This window comes from Odoribacter laneus YIT 12061 (assembly GCF_000243215.1).
In the GTDB taxonomy this organism is placed as follows: domain Bacteria; phylum Bacteroidota; class Bacteroidia; order Bacteroidales; family Marinifilaceae; genus Culturomica; species Culturomica lanea.
The window spans coordinates 1069464-1088736 of record NZ_JH594596.1; the positions used below are offsets into that span (position 1 = coordinate 1069464).

Annotated in this window: 15 protein-coding genes; 12 read left to right on the plus strand and 3 right to left on the minus strand. The window is 39.2% G+C overall.

The features are described from left to right. Positions 1 to 250: 250 nt before the first annotated feature. The 3 genes from HMPREF9449_RS04515 to HMPREF9449_RS04525 are packed head-to-tail and all read left to right on the plus strand — an operon-like array spanning position 251 to position 3593. A complete protein-coding gene (locus HMPREF9449_RS04515) occupies positions 251 to 1753 on the plus strand; it encodes a DUF4836 family protein (RefSeq protein ID WP_009136054.1) in 1503 nt (500 codons plus the stop codon). 17 nt (positions 1754 to 1770) lie between these two features. Beyond that, positions 1771 to 2415 (plus strand): ATP-binding cassette domain-containing protein, encoded by a 645-nt coding sequence (locus HMPREF9449_RS04520; RefSeq protein WP_009136055.1) that lies wholly within the window; start codon positions 1771 to 1773, stop codon positions 2413 to 2415. After that, positions 2412 to 3593 carry a hypothetical protein gene (locus tag HMPREF9449_RS04525; RefSeq protein ID WP_009136056.1) on the plus strand — a complete coding sequence of 394 codons (1182 nt, stop codon included), beginning with the start codon at positions 2412 to 2414 and terminating at the stop codon, positions 3591 to 3593. The genes HMPREF9449_RS04520 and HMPREF9449_RS04525 overlap by 4 nt, the downstream gene beginning before the upstream one ends. 183 nt (positions 3594 to 3776) lie before the next feature. On the opposite strand, the gene HMPREF9449_RS04530 is transcribed toward HMPREF9449_RS04525, so the two are convergent. Then, positions 3777 to 4451, minus strand: coding sequence for a hypothetical protein (locus HMPREF9449_RS04530; protein WP_009136057.1), 675 nt, complete (start codon positions 4449 to 4451; stop codon positions 3777 to 3779). A 20-nt stretch (positions 4452 to 4471) separates the two neighbouring features. Next, on the minus strand, positions 4472 to 6601 hold the full coding sequence (locus HMPREF9449_RS04535; RefSeq protein WP_009136058.1) for a TonB-dependent receptor: 2130 nt from the start codon (positions 6599 to 6601) through the stop codon (positions 4472 to 4474). A 610-nt stretch (positions 6602 to 7211) separates the two neighbouring features. Here HMPREF9449_RS04535 and HMPREF9449_RS04545 point away from each other — a divergent pair. The 4 genes from HMPREF9449_RS04545 to HMPREF9449_RS04560 all read left to right on the plus strand — a co-directional run bounded on the left by HMPREF9449_RS04545 (position 7212) and on the right by HMPREF9449_RS04560 (position 11047). Further along, positions 7212 to 7655 carry a Fur family transcriptional regulator gene (locus HMPREF9449_RS04545; RefSeq protein WP_009136060.1) on the plus strand — a complete coding sequence of 148 codons (444 nt, stop codon included), beginning with the start codon at positions 7212 to 7214 and terminating at the stop codon, positions 7653 to 7655. A gap of 24 nt (positions 7656 to 7679) precedes the next feature. Further along, positions 7680 to 8231, plus strand: a complete 552-nt coding sequence (locus HMPREF9449_RS04550) for an NADH peroxidase (RefSeq protein WP_009136061.1) — start codon at positions 7680 to 7682, stop codon at positions 8229 to 8231. Between the two features lie 132 nt (positions 8232 to 8363). After that, on the plus strand, positions 8364 to 9218 hold the full coding sequence (locus HMPREF9449_RS04555) for an AAA family ATPase (protein WP_009136062.1): 855 nt from the start codon (positions 8364 to 8366) through the stop codon (positions 9216 to 9218). Next, positions 9215 to 11047 (plus strand): vWA domain-containing protein, encoded by a 1833-nt coding sequence (locus HMPREF9449_RS04560; protein ID WP_009136063.1) that lies wholly within the window; start codon positions 9215 to 9217, stop codon positions 11045 to 11047. The genes HMPREF9449_RS04555 and HMPREF9449_RS04560 overlap by 4 nt, the downstream gene beginning before the upstream one ends. On the opposite strand, the gene HMPREF9449_RS04565 is transcribed toward HMPREF9449_RS04560, so the two are convergent. Continuing rightward, positions 11024 to 11734: an SAM-dependent methyltransferase gene (locus tag HMPREF9449_RS04565; protein WP_009136064.1), complete on the minus strand. Its 711-nt coding sequence runs from the start codon at positions 11732 to 11734 to the stop codon at positions 11024 to 11026. The two genes, HMPREF9449_RS04560 and HMPREF9449_RS04565, sit on opposite strands and share 24 nt — an antisense overlap. 302 nt (positions 11735 to 12036) lie before the next feature. Here HMPREF9449_RS04565 and HMPREF9449_RS04570 point away from each other — a divergent pair, with 302 nt between their 5' ends. The 5 genes from HMPREF9449_RS04570 (at position 12037) to HMPREF9449_RS04590 (ending at position 19270) form a co-directional block, all read left to right on the plus strand. After that, the gene (locus HMPREF9449_RS04570; RefSeq protein WP_009136065.1) at positions 12037 to 12798 is read left to right on the plus strand and encodes an MBL fold metallo-hydrolase; all 762 of its coding nucleotides are present in this window, start codon (positions 12037 to 12039) and stop codon (positions 12796 to 12798) included. A 135-nt stretch (positions 12799 to 12933) separates the two neighbouring features. Further along, entirely contained in the window at positions 12934 to 15444 is a 2511-nt protein-coding gene (gene gyrA / locus HMPREF9449_RS04575) for a DNA gyrase subunit A (protein ID WP_009136066.1), read from the plus strand. Between the two features lie 63 nt (positions 15445 to 15507). Further along, positions 15508 to 16674: a tetratricopeptide repeat protein gene (locus tag HMPREF9449_RS04580; protein ID WP_009136067.1), complete on the plus strand. Its 1167-nt coding sequence runs from the start codon at positions 15508 to 15510 to the stop codon at positions 16672 to 16674. A gap of 173 nt (positions 16675 to 16847) precedes the next feature. After that, complete coding sequence (locus HMPREF9449_RS04585) at positions 16848 to 17657, plus strand: SDR family oxidoreductase (protein ID WP_009136068.1); 810 nt, start codon at positions 16848 to 16850, stop codon at positions 17655 to 17657. Positions 17658 to 17686: 29 nt separating this feature from the next. Beyond that, positions 17687 to 19270, plus strand: a complete 1584-nt coding sequence (locus tag HMPREF9449_RS04590) for a DUF3078 domain-containing protein (RefSeq protein WP_009136069.1) — start codon at positions 17687 to 17689, stop codon at positions 19268 to 19270. The last annotated feature ends 3 nt before the right edge of the window (positions 19271 to 19273 follow it).

Below are 19273 nucleotides of genomic sequence, written 5' to 3' on the forward strand. Positions count from 1 at the left end.
ATGTATCTGATTTTAATTAATATTCAGGCAAACCCTCTTTTCCTTTAACGTTATCTAAAATGGAAAGTTACTCCTTGTTTTTTATAAACCAAGTATTCTTCCTTAAATTTTATTTTTCCTTTTTTATAAAGAAGAAGGTGTGATTTCGTGATAAAAAAGTGTATTGTGAAAGGGGGGATACTCCTGTATGAAATTTCTTAATTCAGTTTTTTATGCGTACTTTTACCATCAGGTATAAAATAGGTTCATTATGAAAAATATATTTTTAAGTTTAAAAGTATTCTTGGGAATTTTTTTGATCGTTTTCACGACGGCTTGTCAGCAACAAGAGTCTGTCACGCCTTATTATCAGGTTATTCCGGAAGAAGTAGACGGTGTTGTTGCAGTAAAAGTAAATCGGATCCTTGAAAAAGCAGGGGGAGATGAAAATATAATTTCTTTTTTAGCGTTGTTTCAAAAACAATTGGATCAGAAGATTCTTCAACAACTGCAGGAAATTTTGAAGAATGGTCCGGAATACGGTTTGAATTTGAGTGAGAATTTATATGTATTTTCAGAGGCTGCCGAAGGGCAGATTGGGATTGTTGCAAAAGTTTCAGAGGCTGCCCGGACGGAAAAAGCTTTAAAGAATTTGGGTTTGACTATAGGGACGGATGCAAAAGGATACCGTCATGCTGTGTTAGACAAAAGGTTGGTTTGTTACTTTAACGAATCTGTTTTAGTATGTGTAACGACTTTAAAAGGAACTGCGGATATTGAAAACTATGCGGTGACTTTAATGAATCTGCCTGCGGAAAAGAGTTTGAGTCAGAAAGAAGGTTTTGTAAAATTACGTTCTTCTGCAGATGATATCAGTTTCCTGAAAAAAAATCAATTTCCCGGAGAGGACTATATGCTGAGTTTTTCGGAAATAGATGTCGCTAAGGTCGACCTATTGGGAGGAATTAATTTTGAAAACGGTCTGGTAAAAGCTTATTATTCTTATTTTTCTTCGGATCGGGCCACAGCTGATTTGTTAGCAAAAGGGTATGCATTTTTAAGAAAAGAGAAAAAAAATTTATCGGATCTTTATCCTGCTTCTACTTTATTTTATTTTGCTACGAATCTGAATGGACCGCAACTTGCAAAAGAAATAGAAGAACGGGACTTTCCGGAGTTACGACAGAATAAGATTGCCATACAACAGTTTTTATCGGCTTTAAATGGAGAGTGTGCTCTGGGATATCTGAACATTTCGCCCATGGGCATCCCTTCTTCCTTGTTGTATGCAGAAGTCGACAATGATTATCCGTTGGAATATATGATTCAATTCGTGCAGAAAGAATTCGGAAATACGGTACAAGTCAGAAAAACAGGAAATTCTGCTTATGAATGTAAAGTCATTATGTTGAATATGGATATTTATGCCGGAATAAAAGACGGGCTTTTGTATATCACAAACGATAATTCCGCGTATAGAAATATTGGAAAAAAAGTTGCCGATCCTTTGCATCGTTCGCCGTTTTTTACTCATTTAACCCATTCTTATATCGGAGCTTTTATGAATGTGACAGCTCTTTTACAATCCCCTATTGTACAGTTAGGGCTTTCCCAATGGAAGCAAGGAGTAGGCGCTTTGATTCTCCAATTTCTGTCAGAATGTTCCTATTTGGAGCTATATCAGGAAAGTCCGGAAAAAACCGTTTTGAATATTTCTTTGCAAAACCAAGGACAAAACAGTCTTAAAACCCTGCTGGAAGCAGCCAGAAAATAATCAAAGTCCGGATAAAAATGAAAGAGATCAGTTTGTCGCAGATTGTCCCCGAGGTTTTTAGTCAAAGAGAGAAAAAGGAGTCTGGTATATGGTATCGGGAGGTTGCCTTCACAAAAGGAGAAGTCTGTTTACTAGAGGCTGTTTCCGGAGCTGGTAAATCTTCTCTTTGCAGTTATCTTTATGGATACCGTTCTGATTATCAGGGAACCATTTGTTTCGATGGAGAGAATATACGGAATTTTTCGAAAACACAGTGGGCTGAACTGCGAAGAGTATCTTTGAGTATTCTTTTTCAGGAATTACGGCTTTTTCAAGAATTGACAGCTTGGGAAAACATCCTGATTAAAAATAATCTGACGGGTTATAAGACGCTTCAATGGATTGAAAATTGTTTCTATTTATTGGGAATAGAAGACAAAAAAGATGTTACTGTAGCCAAATTATCTTTTGGGCAACAACAAAGAATAGCTTTTGTCCGGGCTTTATGCCAACCGTTCGATTTTGTCTTTTTGGATGAACCCGTCAGTCATTTGGATATAAACAACAATCGTATTTTGGGAGAATTGCTTGCGGAAGAGGTGAAACAACAGGGGGCCGGGGTGATTGTCACTTCGATCGGAAATCCACTGAATATAAAATACGATAAAATAATGCAACTATGAATTTAGTGTGGAAATTATTGCGGCAGCACATTAGTAAGTCGCAGCTGACCGGTTTTTTTGTTGCGAATCTGGCCGGTATGTTTATTGTGCTGCTGTCTGTGCAGGTATATTCGGATTTACGACCTTTATTTAGTGGAGGAGAAAGTTTTTTAAATAAGGATTATCTGATCCTGACAAAGAAGATAAATGCATTTACGTCGCTGGCGGGTAACGGAAGTATCTTCACTCCGGAAGAAATAGAAGAAATCCGGCGGCAATCTTTTGTCAGAAAGGCCAACGGTTTTACGCCTTCGGCTTTTGGGGTGACTGCCGGAATCCGTATGGGAGGCAGGGGATTTGCTACCGAAATGTTTTTCGAATCTGTTCCGGACGAATATGTGGATGTCAATACAACTTCCTGGAAATTTGACGCAACGGATAGAGTTATCCCGATCATTATCCCTCGCAATTATTTGAATCTCTATAATTTCGGGTTCGCTCAGGCCCGGAATTTACCGAAACTTTCGGAAAAAATAATCGGTTCTATGCCTTTGGAAGTAGAATTGAGAGGAGAGGGAAAACGCCAGCATTTCGAAGGACGTATTGTCGGCTTTTCCGATCGGCTGAATACCATTCTGGTTCCACAACAATTTATGGACTGGGCCAATCAAACTTTTGCTCCCGAAAAAACTATCGGTTTTTCCAGATTAATTGTAGAAGCCGGAAATCCGGCTGATCCGCATATTGTACACTATTTTAAAGGAAAGAACTACGAAACAGAGGACGGAAAACTGGATGCGGGAAAGACCATGTGGTTTCTGAATATGTTAACCAGTTCGGTGATTGCGGTGGGATTGATTATATGTGCCTTATCCCTTTATATCTTGATGTTAAGCATTTATCTGCTGCTCCAAAAGAATAATGTTAAACTCCAAAATTTATTGTTGATTGGCTATCGGACGACTCAGATTGCCCGTCCGTATCAAAACCTCACATTGGTCCTCAATGGAATTGTCTTTTGTATAGCGATGATAGCTGTGTTTATTATGCGGCATTATTATACAAATTGGCTAAAAGAAATCTGGCCGGATTTTACTTCCGGCAGTACCGGTTTTTTGTTTGGAATGGGAGTCGCTTTATTTCTTCTGGTATCCCTGTTGAATATAACCGCTATACGGGTCAAAATAAATAAATTATAAGGTAAAAATATTCAACAGATCCTCCGAGCTGTTCCAAAAGCTGAGAAAATAATAGCTTTGAAGACTATTGCTCCGGGAATAACACCTTCTCCCGGATATTACAAAACCGAATTAACTCATTGTGAATTAATTCGGTTAAATTAAGTTATTTGCGGAAATCCTTTTGCCTTTTAGACGAAGGGACTAATTGTGGTTGCTCAAGGTAAAACCCAGTTCCAGTTTGAGAGTATTATCGAAAATTGTAGCAATTTGTTCCTTAACGCTTCCTGAAATAATTTGTTTCATGGTATCCGGAAACTGATCGAAGCCTTCTATAATACTGGGTAAAAGTATGCTCAATAGCTGATCCTGCATCATGGCTATCATATTCTTCAAATACGTTTTATCAAAATACATCAGCAATTCATCGCCTTTTTGTTGATAGATAAAACTGATTTTAGGGATATCGGGAGCTATACCTCCTGTCAATTGTGCTAAATCGGCTGAATTGAGAGCAACTTCTATATAACGTTCATCTACTTTATACGTCGCGCCAAGGGTAGCTGGGGTACCGTTTTGAAGACTCATATTCACTTTCAGGGTATTATTGTCCGAAAAAGTGACTCCTTTGAAATAATCTCCCATTTTTTCCTTTGCCATACTTAAAAACATCGTTTTCAAGTCTTTTGCAGCTATCGACATTTTACGATACTGTCCCATGGAAATAACGATAGAATCCTGAGCGTATTCAAATTCAAAATGAGGCTGTTCATACTGCCAGGTCCCAAGTAAGGAATTGGGTTCGTCTTCATTATCACTACAAGCACACAATGCTACCGCCAGCATTGAGAGCAGAGAAAAAAGAAAAAATTTTTTCATATACAAATTGTTTAAAAGGATTAGATTTTAAAGGCAATAGACGCTCCAAAACGGGCCGGAGAACCGGATTGTCCCATATCGTAATATTGGGGTAATTTTTCTCCAACGGGATTGTTGAGCATATAAGTAAAAAATGCTTTATCCAATAAATTCTTCCCCCAAATATGGAAATCGATATGTTTACCGGAAAAATATAGATCCAGATTCCAAAGGAAATAAGGCGACTGTTTCAATAAATTGGCTTCGTCAAAATACTGGGTTCCGAAACCGGAGACCGTAGTCGAAGCGACAAAATTTTCAAAGCCCAGGCTTCGCAGAGGCATTTGATAGGAGAGCCCCGCATGTCCCGTAAATTCCGGGGACATGACAATGCGGTGTCCTTCATAGGCTTGGATCAGATGATGGTAATATTCAGCATGATTATAACCTGCCGAAAAGGTATAAGTCAGGCGGGGGACAATTTCCCATTGCAAATCCAGTTCTCCACCGAAACTCCGGGCATCTCCGGCATTCTTAATGCTGGGGCCCATCATTCCCATGACGAAAATCTGTTGATCTTTCCAGTCGATATAAAACAGAGCGGCCGTAAGATTAAATTTTTTCCGGGGACTGAAATACTTTAATCCGATTTCATAATTCCACAATTCTTCTTCCTCATAGCCCAGATCTACAAATTGGGAACTCATTTCGTTTACAATAATATTATATCCCCCGGCTTTATAGCCTTTCGCTACATTGGCATAAAGAGAAATTCCCTTCTCCCATTTTTGTAAAAATGAGAATTTCGGTAACCAGGCTGCAAAACTTTTGTCTTTTTTAGAGGAATGATAGGCTTCGAATTGGGAAGATCCGGTCAGTAAAAGACTATCCCGGTAATTTAAATGTACACTTTCGTAATCGTAACGCAATCCGGCTGTTAAAACCATACCCGGCCACAATTCCTTTACGCCTATTTGGCCGTATCCGGCTATTCCCTTCGTCGTTGTGGAATTATAATACGTCGCTTCATCCAGCGGCATAGGTAAAAGAAAATGTTTGTCCTTTCCGAAGGTAGCCAGATAATTATTTTCCAAGTCTTTATAAAATCCGAATGTACCGATGGTCCAATCCCAATAACGGGTAGCAGCGGATTGCAGATTTATTTCCTGGGTAACCAGATGTTGTTTCGATTTCTTATAATTGTCAAATACGTCCAGATAAGTAAAATCGGCATCTAGAATTTGTTTATCTTTTGACCAGGAATAGGAACTCATCCAGTTAAAAGCCGCATGCTGCCCGCTCTTTTTCACACTGAGGTAAGACCTCAGCAAGTCCCGCTTATAAGAAGAAGGGGTATTATAATTCACTTTATACCGCTCCTTTTTTAAAGAATCTACCGCATAATATGCGTATCCTCCGTCAAAAGAATGTACGTAATTAGCTCCCAAGCCGATCTTCCAGTTCCGCCCCGCATAAATATTTCCCTGATATTGGCCGTTGTAGGATTCTGTCGGGTTTGATCTCCTTTCGCTTTCAAATTTATTTTTAAAATAACCTCTGGACTTATTATAAGAAAAAGAAAATTTGTTACGTAACTTCTTTAGAGGTAAGTCGATTACCAGATTATAATTTTGAGAAACATAACTGGCTACTCCGATTTTCCCCCGTAAAGCAAATTTATTTCCCGCCTGACGGGTGTTTATATTGATCAAACCATTGATACTGTTTCGTCCGTATAGAGTGGTTTGAGGTCCCCTTAACACCTCTATTTGCTGGATGTCGTATAAGTCGAAGACAAAAGCATTTTTATCGAAGACGGGAACGCCATCTACATAAAGTCCTACAGGAGGAGTGCCGGAAACCGTTCCAATTCCGCGCATATACATGGGAGTGGAAAGCTTTAATCCTCCTTCCTGCATATAAAAATTGGGGACTATACCGGAAATATTCCGTAAATCGGGATTATTTTCGCCCGGTATGGAACGTTCGTTGATTACCGTTAATGCAACGGGGATATCCGATGGGGATAATTCCCTTTTTTCTGCTATAACAGTTACTTCCTGCAATTGTTGCACAATACTGTATACAGAATCCGGACTTCCGATAGCCGATTGTTGTGTAAATGCCGGAAAACAAATGAAAAACAATAGAATAATAAGTATATAACGCATATTGAACGATCATAAAGAAAGTAAAGTAAAAATTTTCGTTAGAAAAAAACACCGAAATCTGTATAAAAACTACTTATCCCGAATCATTGCGATACGGAGATAAACTTTTATATAAATTCGGGAATACTTACGAAAGATAAAAGGGAGGAGCCCTCAAAAAGGAAAAATCCGCAGGGAAGGATCTGCAATAAGGAAAGAGATAAATTATTTCTTTTTTAGGTACACTGAAAGCGAACGGCAAAGAAACTTTCTTTTCTTCTTTTTTCTCCCAAGCAACGTCCTGTATATGGGTATACTCAGTTTCTCTAACAGAGTCAATTGTATAGGTGTATGCAACAATTCCTTCCGACGGAGATACTTGTTCCTGAATATACCAAAATACCCCGAAAAAAGCCGGAATCAAGAAATAGATCAATATGTTTGTCGATGCGCTCAAGAAAAACATAAGGCAAAGATATAAAAATATTATAGAGATGTATAAGAAAATCAATTTATTTGGAAAGAGTAAAAAGTAAGAAGATAACCGATAAGAAATTTCGTTTTTTTGTAAAATTAAAAAAAATATGTAATTTTGTAGTGAAAACAAATTTGTATTGATTACAAATAAAGTATGGATACAACATTCACCGCCCAGGATTATTTAGTGAAGTACGGGATCAAGCCTTCGGTACAGCGCATTGCTATTATGGAATACTTAATGAAGCATCGGACACATCCTGCTGCAGATGAAATATATGAGATTCTCCTGGAATGTATTCCGACTTTATCCAAGACGACCGTATACAATACCTTGAAATTATTTGCGGAACAAGGGGCTTTGCAAGTATTGGGAATTGATGAGCGGAATATACGTTACGATATAGATACTTCCAGACATGCTCATTTTATTTGTCTCGGGTGTGGAAAAGTATACGATCTTGCCGTTGAAGGCTTGGATAGATTGATTTTAAAGGAAGAATTCTTTATGACGGAAATGCATTTGTATTACAAGGGATATTGTAAATGTTGTCAGTCCAAAGAAAATCAAAAAACTGAAAATAGAGAAACAAATTAAGCTAATTATTAAAATCAAATTGTCATGAAAAAATTTATTTGTACTGTATGTGGTTACGTGTATGAAGGAGAAGAAGCTCCGGAATTTTGTCCTCAATGTAAAGCTCCGAGAAGTAAGTTCAAGGAATTGGAAGAAACAGAAGGCGCTCTTACTTTTGTAGATGAACATGTAATTGGGGTAGCACAGGGAGTAGATCCGGAAGTTTTGGAAGGATTGAAAGCACATTTTAACGGAGAATGTACAGAAGTGGGGATGTATTTGGCTATGAGCCGTCAGGCTGATCGGGAAGGTTATCCTGAAGTAGCTGAAGCTTTTAAGCGTTATGCCTGGGAAGAAGCAGAACATGCTGCTAAATTCTGCGAATTGCTGGGAGAAATGGTATGGGATACCAAAACCAATTTGAAAAAACGGATGGAAGCAGAAGCCGGAGCTTGTGAAGATAAAAAACGGATTGCTACTTTAGCTAAAAAATTGAATTTAGATGCTATTCATGACACCGTACATGAAATGTGTAAAGATGAAGCCCGTCATGGAAAAGGATTTGAAGGTTTGTACAACCGTTATTTTAAAAAATAAAAGAAGAAGCTGTTTAATAGCAAAATTTTAATCCCCCGGAAAGGGGGATTTTTTATTATTTTCTTTGTTTCTCTTTTTAGTCGTCAGCCATAATATGCGGGGGAATATTATCTTTGCTGAAAAAATAGAATAATGATGGCTGTCAAAAATAACGATTTATTTTCTTTTGTAACGCCGCCTTCTTTCAGTTTACCTAAACATTCAGAGCAACTTTATATTCCTTTGAAAAAATGGGAATTTTTGTGTCATACGTTATACTTAAAGAAATATCCATTTTTATTAGGTCCGAAAGGCTGCGGTAAATCTTCTATTGTCCGGGAATTAGCAAAGGCTATGGGGATGGATTATTATGCATTCAATATGGGACAAGCTTTTAAACCGAAAAAAATGTTTATCGGCGGACTGATTATCGGTGAAAATGGAAAAACAGAAGCGGTTCGTTCTGAATTTTTTCAGGCATTCATTTCTTCCCGTCCCACATTAATTTTTTTGGATGAACTTACGCGTACGCCGGCTGTAGCTGCTAATTTTTTGATGACAGTATTGGACCGCCAACAATCTTATTTATACGATGAAGATTCGGGGGAACGATATAATAAAGGGGAAGAGGTAATGTTTGCGGCCGCGGGCAATACAGGTTTCGCTTATGTATCAGCCCAGCGATTGGATACCGCTTTTGAAGACCGGTTTGTCAAGACAAGACTGGACTATCTTTCTCCTGCCGAAGAAACAGCCTTAATTTTATATACCGTAAAAGAAGTATCCCCTGCGGATGCGTCCCGTTTAGCCGAAGCTGCCCGCCTTTTGAGGCTGGGGGAAGAAAAAGAAGTTCTGAGTGTTTCCTTATCCACACGTCAGGTATTGGATGCAGCGGCCTATCTCCCTCTGGGGTATAGTTTGCAGGAAATCCTGGAAGAAATTATTCTTACAAATTATCTGATTTCAGGAGAAGAAACCATTGCCCGTTCTTTATTACAAACATTATGAAAGATTCAACTTCCGGATGGCTGGAACGGATATTTGAAGATCAGTATATCGATCGGGAATGGTGGGGAGATTTTCCTACCCCGGTAGCATGGGTCGGTAAAAATATTCATTTTAAATCTCTTTCGGATTTAGTTGCGGTAAGCGGAAAAATTGCTCTGCATTTATTAGGAGAAATCCCTTCCCTTGTATTATCCAACAAAGCTCCGCATTTGTCCGTCAATCCTTCTCAGATTACGCTTAATATCAAATTGTTACGTTTGAATTTAGCAGAAGAGATACAGATGGAAGCTCTATTCGGATGTTTTATTCACGAAGTAGCTCATATACTCTACACCCGTAAAGAGGCAGCGGCAGCCGGTAATAAAACTTACACTAAAACCTTAAATAGTTTTATACATCTTATTGAAGACAGGAGAGTTGAATCGAAATTGGTGTTGGATTTCCCGGCTTATCATCATTTTTTGTATACGGCTCGTCGGCTCTATGCTTCTGTTGGTTGGGGGGCTATCGAAAAACGAATCGGTTTTTACGGGGGGATATCCCCGGACTCCGATGCTATAGGGAAGGACGGGACAGAGGCATTGTGCGATTACATTGCTACTTTTATTTTATTTCCCCATTTTCTGGAAGATCCCTTTTATATCAAAGATGTCCGTTCTTTTCCGGGAAATGAACGGAAAATACAGGAAATAAACCGCCTATTGAAAAATATACGGAACTATGCAAAACTCTCTTTTCGGGAAGTAGAAGCTCTGGCAGAAGAGTTGGCCCACGTCGTAGGAGTCCAGGAGATTTGTTACGAGAATTTCTATTTGAAAGAGATGAAAAATACACTGAGGGGAATTGAAAACTATAAGTCGGATCAGGAAGTTCGTCTGGCAGAATCCGTAATCCGGAGTCTGCAGAAGACTTTTAACCCGGCAAAACAATATACTTATTTGCCTGCCGGGCGTTCAGAAGACCATCATACACAAACCGTCGAGAAAACATTTATACACCAGATCCGGGAAGTAGAGGCGGAATCCGGAGAGATTTCTGAAAATATTTTAAATAAAGCCCGGGAATTAGCCATGGGTATACAGCTTCAGTTATCTATGTTTTCAGCTAAAACGGATAAATGCCGGATATTGTACGAACAGGATTCCGGAGAATTGGATGAAGAAGAATTATATCAGTCCCGTTTTAATAAAAATGTGTTCTGGGAAGAGATACTTTTACCTGCTATATCTTTGGAAATTGTCGTTCTGCTCGACCTTTCCGGTTCGATGGTCACGGGGGACAAAATTCCCATGCAGATAACCCTATCACTTGCTTTAGCGCTGGCTTTTGAAAAGTATGCGAATAGTATTTCCTATTCTATATACGGGCATCGTTGCGACGATGAAGGCATTGAAATCACTTGTTTTCATAAAAGAGGAACTCCTTTTAGAATGCATAAATTGTTTTCACAGAAAGCAAACCATGCCAATGCAGACGGTTATGCATTAGCCTATTGTTTGCAAAAATTTCAGACAGATGCTCCTCACAGGCTGTTTTTGATGGTTTCAGATGGTACTCCTTCTGTTATCGGATATGAGGGAGAAGACGCGAAACAACATGTCCGAGAAGTGGTGGACGAAGCTAAAAGACGGCATATTGAAGTACTCTCCTTGGGAATTGACAATTTTGACCAGGGAGAGATGTACGACGAATTCATTCCTTATTCCGGAACGGAAACCGCGACTCGTTTATCCCAATGGCTCAGGCGAAAATTTATTTCTTTTGCTGACGAAGCTATTTTTGCTTTTTTCCTTTTCTTCTTTTTCTCATGGACGATGGGCAGCATATAAGATAAAAATAGCCGGACGCTTATTGATATCCGGTAATTTTCCCTGCCAGGCTTGGACTGAAAGAGTTTTTATATATTCTTTTTCCGTCGTCAGGTCGCAAGCAATACACAACATAGTGGAGGGAGACAAAACAGCTAACATTTCTTGAAAAAGCTTCAGATTCCGGTAGGGGGTTTCAATAAACACCTGGGTTCGTTTTTCCTGAGCAGATTGTCTTTCATAAGCTTTCAGGGCTTTAACCCGTTCGGGAGTTTTTACGGGTAAATAACCGTTAAAAGAAAAATGTTGTCCGCTGCAACCGGATGCCATAAGAGCGAGCAAGATGGAGGAGGGACCTACTAAAGGGATAACGGTATAAGAATGAGCATGGGCCAGAGCGACCAATTCTGCTCCCGGATCTGCAATGCCCGGACAACCGGCTTCTGATATAATTCCGACATCTTCTTTTTCCAGCCAGGCCAAACAAGATTCGATCTCCCGGGAGGTGGAATGTTCGTTCAGATCCAGAAAAACCAGCTGATCTACATCAATACCCTTGTCTATTTTTTTCAACAGCCGACGGGTATTTTTAGGATTTTCCGTTGCAAAAACCCGAAGCTTTTTTAACGTATCTGTTACTTTAAGCGGCAAAACAGCAGCAAACTCGGTTTCACCTAAGACATTGGGCAATAAATAAAGCTTTCCCATAGACTTTTTTCCGGATATTTTATCTATCTAACTGAATAACGAAATATGTGAAGAAACGAAAAGCTGTCGGAATTCAAACGTAATCATGCTGAAATTCAGCTATTTGTGCTTTATCAAACAACTCAGGACAAAGATATTTTATATTTCAGAAATAACCAATAATTTCAGGAATATTCTAGTGAGGGCGATAGCGGGCAAAGTGCTCTAAAAAATCTCTTTTATCGAAATTTACAGGACTTTAAAGTGGGAGATTTCCACATTATTTTTATCTTTGTGGAAGGAATTGTGACTCAGAAAATTTTATGAAATTAACGATATTAGGGAGTGGGACATCACAAGGAATTCCGGTTATTGCTTGTGAATGTGACGTTTGCAAATCGGAGGATCCTAAAGACAAAAGATTGCGGTGTTCGGCTATGCTGGAAATAAACGGCAAAAAAATTATCATCGACGCGGGTCCCGATTTCCGGTATCAAATGTTGAGGGCGGGAGTAAAGGATATCCGGGCGATTTTGTTGACCCATGGACATAAAGATCATGTAGGGGGATTAGATGATGTAAGGGCTTTTAACTGGGTAAAGCATGGAGCTGTCGACATTTATGCGGATATTCGTACGAAAGAGATTGTTTTTAAAGACTATTCCTATGCTTTCAGTGAATACCGTTATCCGGGAGTACCGGAAATGAGCGTGCGGGTTATCGATCAAACTCCTTTTTTTATTGATGAAATTGAAGTATGTCCCATAAGGGTTATGCATCATAAATTGCCTGTAACGGGATTCCGGATCGGGAATTTTGCCTACATTACGGATGCAAATGCCATTCCGGAAGAATCCATGCAAAAACTAAAAGGAGTAGAATATATGGTGCTCAATGCTTTGCGTAAGGAAAGTCATTTGTCTCATTTTACTCTAAGGCAAGCCGTTGAAGTGTTGCAACAATTACAGGTTAAAGAAGCCTGGATCACTCATATTGGTCATCAGATGGGAAAGGCGGCAGAGGTAACAAAAGAAATGCCGGAAAATATACATTTGGCATACGACAAGATGGAAGTGTGTTTCTAAGATAAGTGTAAAGTTTACGATCTTTTTTGTCAAAAATCTCATTCATTTTATTACATTTGTGGGATTTTAGCAATAATGACCTGAATTTTGGGCTAAATAATTGTTTTATAATCGATTAATTGCAAATTTGAATAGATGGAAAACGGCGGAGAAAAAATCATTAAGATTAATATAGAGGAAGAAATGAAATCGTCCTACATTGATTATTCAATGTCGGTGATTGTTTCACGTGCATTGCCTGATGTGAGGGACGGAATGAAGCCTGTGCACAGAAGAGTACTTTATGGAATGAATGAATTGGGAGTTACTTCCAATAAACCTTATAAAAAATCTGCCAGAATTGTGGGAGAGGTGATGGGGAAATATCATCCCCATGGAGATAGTTCCGTATACATGACCATGGTTCGTATGGCCCAACCCTGGTCTTTGCGCTATCCTCTGGTGGACGGCCAGGGAAACTTCGGTTCAGTGGACGGAGATAGTCCGGCTGCTATGCGTTACACCGAAGCCCGTATGAAAAAGATTGCTGAAGAAATGTTGGCAGATCTGGAGAAGGATACGGTAGATATGGCTCCGAATTTTGATGAATCCTTAAAGGAACCAACAGTGTTGCCTTCTAAAATTCCGAATTTACTGGTTAACGGAGCTTCCGGTATTGCGGTCGGCATGGCAACGAACATGGCTCCTCATAATATCAATGATGCGGTGGATGCCATTTGTGCTTATATTGACAACCATGACATTGATATCGAAGAATTAATTAGAATCATTAAGGCTCCGGATTTTCCTACCGGGGGTACCATATACGGATATAACGGTGTAAAGGAGTCCTACCGTACCGGCAGAGGAAGAATTATCGTACGGGCTAAGACTTCGATAGAAGTAAGCCCGACAGGACGGGAAAAAATTATCGTACACGAAATTCCCTATCAGGTAAATAAACTGGAATTAATTTTACGCATTGCAGAGCTGATTAACGAAAAGAAAATCGAAGGTATTTCGAATGTCAACGACGAATCGGACCGGAACGGGATGCGGATTGTGATCGATGTGAAAAAGGATGCTATTTCCAATGTGGTATTGAATACCTTATTAAAACATACGGCTCTGCAGACTTCCTTCGGAGTGAATAATGTGGTATTGGTACACGGACGCCCTAAATTATTAAACCTGAAAGATTTGATCCGTCATTTTGTAGAGCACCGGCACGAAGTGGTGATCCGGCGTACACAATTTGAACTGAGACAAGCTGAAAAACGGGCTCATATTCTGGAAGGTTTGATTATTGCTTGCGATCATATCGATGAAGTAATCCGGATCATAAGGGGGTCTAAAACGCCGGAAGAAGCGAGAAATACCTTAATGGAACGGTTTAGTCTGACTGACGTACAAGCCTCTGCCATAGTGGATATGCGTTTGAGGCAGTTGACAGGGCTGGAACAGGACAAGTTGAGAGCAGAATACGAGGAAATCGAAAAGCTAATAACGCATTTGCAGGAGATTTTAGCCAGTGTGGAATTACGTATGGAGATCGTCAAGAGCGAATTGATCGAAATGAAACAATTGTATGGGGATGAGCGCCGTACCGATATCGTCTACGCTTCGGAAGAATTTAATCCGGAAGATTTTTATGCAGATGAAGAGATGGTGATCACCATTTCCCATATGGGATATATAAAACGTACTCCCCTAAGCGAATATAAAGTTCAAAACAGAGGAGGCGTCGGTTCCAAAGGTTCCGCTACCCGGGATGAAGATTTTCTGGAGCACATGATCATGGCCACTATGCACAACACTATGCTTTTCTTTACAGAAAAAGGAAAATGTTTCTGGCTGAAAGTGTACGAAATTCCCGAAGGAACCAAACAGGCAAAAGGACGGGCTATACAGAACTTACTGAATATAGAGCCGGACGACAAAGTAAAAGCTTATATCAATCTGTTGGATTTAAAAGATACGGATTATATAAATAGCAACTATATTGTCTTGTGTTCAAAGAAGGGAATTATCAAGAAAACGACTTTAGAAGCTTATTCCCGTCCGCGTCAGAACGGAGTTAATGCCATTACCATAAAAGAAGGGGATCAGTTGCTGGAAGCGAAGCTGACGAATGGAGAAAAGGATATCATGCTGGCTGTCAAATCCGGTAAAGCGATCCGTTTCCCGGAACATAAGGTTCGCCCAATGGGACGTACGGCTTCCGGAGTAAGAGGGATTACCTTAAATGATGAAGAAGACGAAGTAATCGGAATGATCTGTATAGAACCGGAAAAGGCCAATGTACTGGTCGTTTCTGAAAATGGATATGGAAAACGTTCCGATATTGAAGATTACCGGATTACAAACAGGGGCGGGAAAGGCGTGAAAACCATTAACCTGACGGAAAAGACAGGTAAGTTAATTTCGCTGATTGATGTGACCGATGAAGACAATCTGATGATTATCACCAAGTCCGGTTTGACCATTCGTTTGGAAGTATCTTCTTTGCGGGTAATGGGGCGAAACACCCAAGGGGTAAGGTTGATCAACCTGAGAAATGACGATGCTATTGCTGCAGTGGCTAAAGTTTCAGCTGCTAAAGAGGAAGAGAGAGAAGGAGAGGAGAACGATGTAAATCCGGATGCAAGCTTTGAAGAAAGTGTCTGATTGTGAAACAAATTGCGCATTTTTAACGTGAAACTGAAATATAAATTAAACAAACAGGTACGTATGAGAAAATTAACTTTTATTATGATTTTGCTTTTTTGTGCTACAGCAACATATGCACAGAAAGGAAAAGTAGCACAAGCTAGCAGTTACTTGAGTTCAGGTAAATTGGACGAAGCTAAAAAACTGATAGATGAGGCGATTACACATGAAAATTGTGTAAATGATCCTAAAAGCTATTTCATAAAAGGTCAGATTTATCAAGCTATTTACGAAAGTCCTTTGCCCGATTATAAAAAATTGGACCCGAACGCTTTGGATGTAGCTTGGGAAGCTTATCAGAAGGTTCAGCAACTGGATGAAAAAGGAAAATTTCCTAAGAAGTTAAAAGTTCAGTTTGAAAATTTAGCCATTGACTATGCCAACAAAGGAGTAGAATTCTATTCATCTGAAAATTATGCAGGTGCTTTGAATGCATTCAAGAGAGTATTGGAAATAGAAAAATCTCCGATTATCAATAATCCGGGCATTGATACGGCAATTATTTTCAATGCAGGTTTAGCTGCTCAAAAAGCAAATTTACTCAGTGAAGCAGAAGGATATTATAAAGAAGCATTGAAATACAATTATGAGCCTGCCAAGACTAATGTAATGTTAGCCAGTGTTTTAAAAGAACAAGGTAAAAAAGAAGAAGCTCTTCAATACCTGCAGAAAGGTTATGAATTGGCTCCGAACGATCCTTTCACCTTGGTAGAACTGATCAATTATTATCTGTTAGGAGGCGAACCCGAAAAAGCTGAAGTATATCTGGATGCTGCAATCAAACAAGATCCTAATAATCCTTCTTATTACCGGGCTAAAGGTACTTTGTATGAGAAACTTAACCAACCGGAAAAAGCACAGGCTATGTATGAAAAGGCTTTGTCTATCGATCCGAACGATTTCAATTCACTGTTTTATTTAGGTAATATGAAATTAAATGAAGCCAATGAATTGAATAAAGTCGTATTTAACATCGAAGACGCCGATGAATACAACCGGGAAGTTCCCAAAGTATATGCTGCATACGCAAAAGCAATTCCTTTTTTCGAAAAGGCTTTGGAAATACAACCGGGAGAAAGAAATACAATGACTATTCTGAAAGAGCTGTACTTCAGACTGCGCGCTACTGATCCTGTATATCAAGAAAAATACGATAAAATGCAAGAAGCTTTGCAGAAAGCAGAATAATTCAAAAACATGGGAGGAGAAGAAAATTTCTCCTCCTTTTCATTTTATATATTATTTTACATAATATAAATTATAGGACAAACATTTTTTTATATTTTTTCAGATTAAAAAAACGATGACCCCAGAATTTATTATATTTGCGCAAATATAGTAAAAGGTAAATTATAGCGAAGATGCGTAATAAAGTCGTTATCGTTACGGGTGCGTCATCCGGAATCGGAAAAGCATTAGTATATGGTTTTGCTGCTGAGGGTTGTAAGATTGCAATGGGTGCTCGGAATATAGAAAAATTATTACTTATAGAACAGGAACTACGGGCTCAGGGAGTCGAAATTATTTCGGTAAGGACAGATGTTTCCGTGGAAGCTGATTGTAAGCAACTGATCGATCAGACTTATCAACAATTCGGTCGGATTGATATATTGGTAAATAATGCAGGCATATCTATGCGGGCTGTATTTGAGGAGCTGGATATGAAAGTATTGCATCGTTTGCTGGATGTCAATTTTTGGGGAACTGTTTATTGTAGTAAATACGCTCTTCCTCATTTATTAAATAGTCGTGGGAGTCTTGTCGGGATTATTTCTATTGCGGGGTTTATCGGTTTACCGGGGCGTAGCGGTTATGCAGCCAGTAAGTTTGCCATGCGTGGTTTTTTAAATACCCTGCGAATTGAAAATTTGAAAAAAGGATTACATGTATTGGTTGCTGCCCCCGGTTTTACGGCTTCTAATATCCGAACGACAGCTTTGGATGCTAGCGGGCGTCAACAAGGAGAAAGTCCGAGAGATGAAGCAGGCATGATGTCGGCAGAGAAATGTGCTTCCTTGATTATAAAAGGAATACGAAAGAGGAAAAGGGAAATTATCATGACATTTGTAGAAGGGAAACTGACGGTATTCTTGGATAAATGGTGGCCTCGTCTGATCGACAAATTAGCGTATTCCCACATGGCTAAGGAACCGAATTCACCTTTTAAATGAGAAATGCATAATATACTAAATTTACTACTATGACCCGAATAATACTGGTGGTGTGTGCTTTATTATTAAGTAACGGTTTCGCTTTCGGACAATTGCTCTGTCCCGAGGAAATACCTCCTATTCCCCTCCTTCCTCAACCGCTTGTTTCCAATCATTCTATTTTTCCCAAAAATCTGTCTTCTTTGAAACGAAAACTAAAAAATACGGAAATAGAAAATCCGGCTATTCGTTATGCGATTCAATATCTGGAAAATAAAAAATACGCCGATCAGGAATTGAACCAGGCATTAAACACTTTAATTCAATACGCTGAAAACGATTCGTTAAAGCGGATGGTGAATTATTTGAGGGATTATATAAAAACAACCGGAGAAAAAGAGGAAGCTTTGAATAAAATACAAACGAAGCTCCTATTTGACAGCGTTGCTTTATATACGAAACATGCCCATTTACTGACCACCGATTACCAGACTTATATGAATTCCGATTTGTCGGCCTTGGCCAATTATGTCCGTACGGATTCGAACTACCGCTGGTTAAAGGATATCAGCCGGGATTCGGTATTGCTGGAAGTGTTGAATGTGGCAGATAGTTCTGTTCAATTCTGGATCAACAACGGACGTGCTGAATTTCATCGTTTCTGGGCTCTTAACAAAACCGGGGATTCCATCGGTACTTGGATTGAAGTTGCCCCTCCCGGCAATAATATACGGGTGTATGTGGATGATAATGTGTATCCGGCTAAAATCGATGCGCAACAAAATAATCCGCGGAGTTTAGCCAACCAATTAGGAGACAAATATTTTGATATCCAACAGATTAAAGCGGGAAATTTATACCGGCGTCATTGGACGTATTATTCTGAAGTGGAATTGGCTATGGGGCAAGGCTATTTGGCTAATTGGTCGAGCGGTGGTGAAAATTCTTTATCTGTACTCAGTAATATCCGTTTTTTTATAAATTACAATAAAAATAAAACCAGCTGGGAAAATTTTATGCATTATCGCCTGGGTTTCTTGAAAAGCGGAGATCAAGGTTTGCGTAAAAATGAGGAAAAACTGGAATTGAACTCTAAATTAGGACATCAAGCTTTTAAGAACTGGTATTATACCACTCAGCTCAATATCCAGACCATGATCTTCAATTCTTACGAATATTCTGAAAACGAGAAAAAAATAGTCGGAAATTTTATGACTCCTGCTTATTTTACCCTTTCTTTGGGTCTTGACTATAAGCCGAATGAAAATTTCTCACTTTATCTCTCTCCCATTGCAGGAAAATGGACTTTCGTGCGCGACACAGTGGGGATAGATCCCACTCGTTATGGAGTGGAAGTCGGAAAAAGATCCAAAGGGGATGCCGGTGCCCGATTGGAATTGCGGAATAAATTCAGTTTGTTTAAGATTATGGACGTACGCAACGAACTCATCATGTTCAGCAGTTATTATAATTCCCAACAGACTTTTACTGCCAACTGGCAGGTTCAGATCGACTTTAAGATAAACTATTTTATGCGGGCTTCGATATACACAAATGTCGTATATGATGAAAACTATTCTAAAAAGATGCAGTTTAAAGAAAACCTGAATCTGGGCGTTAATTTTAGATTTTAGAGT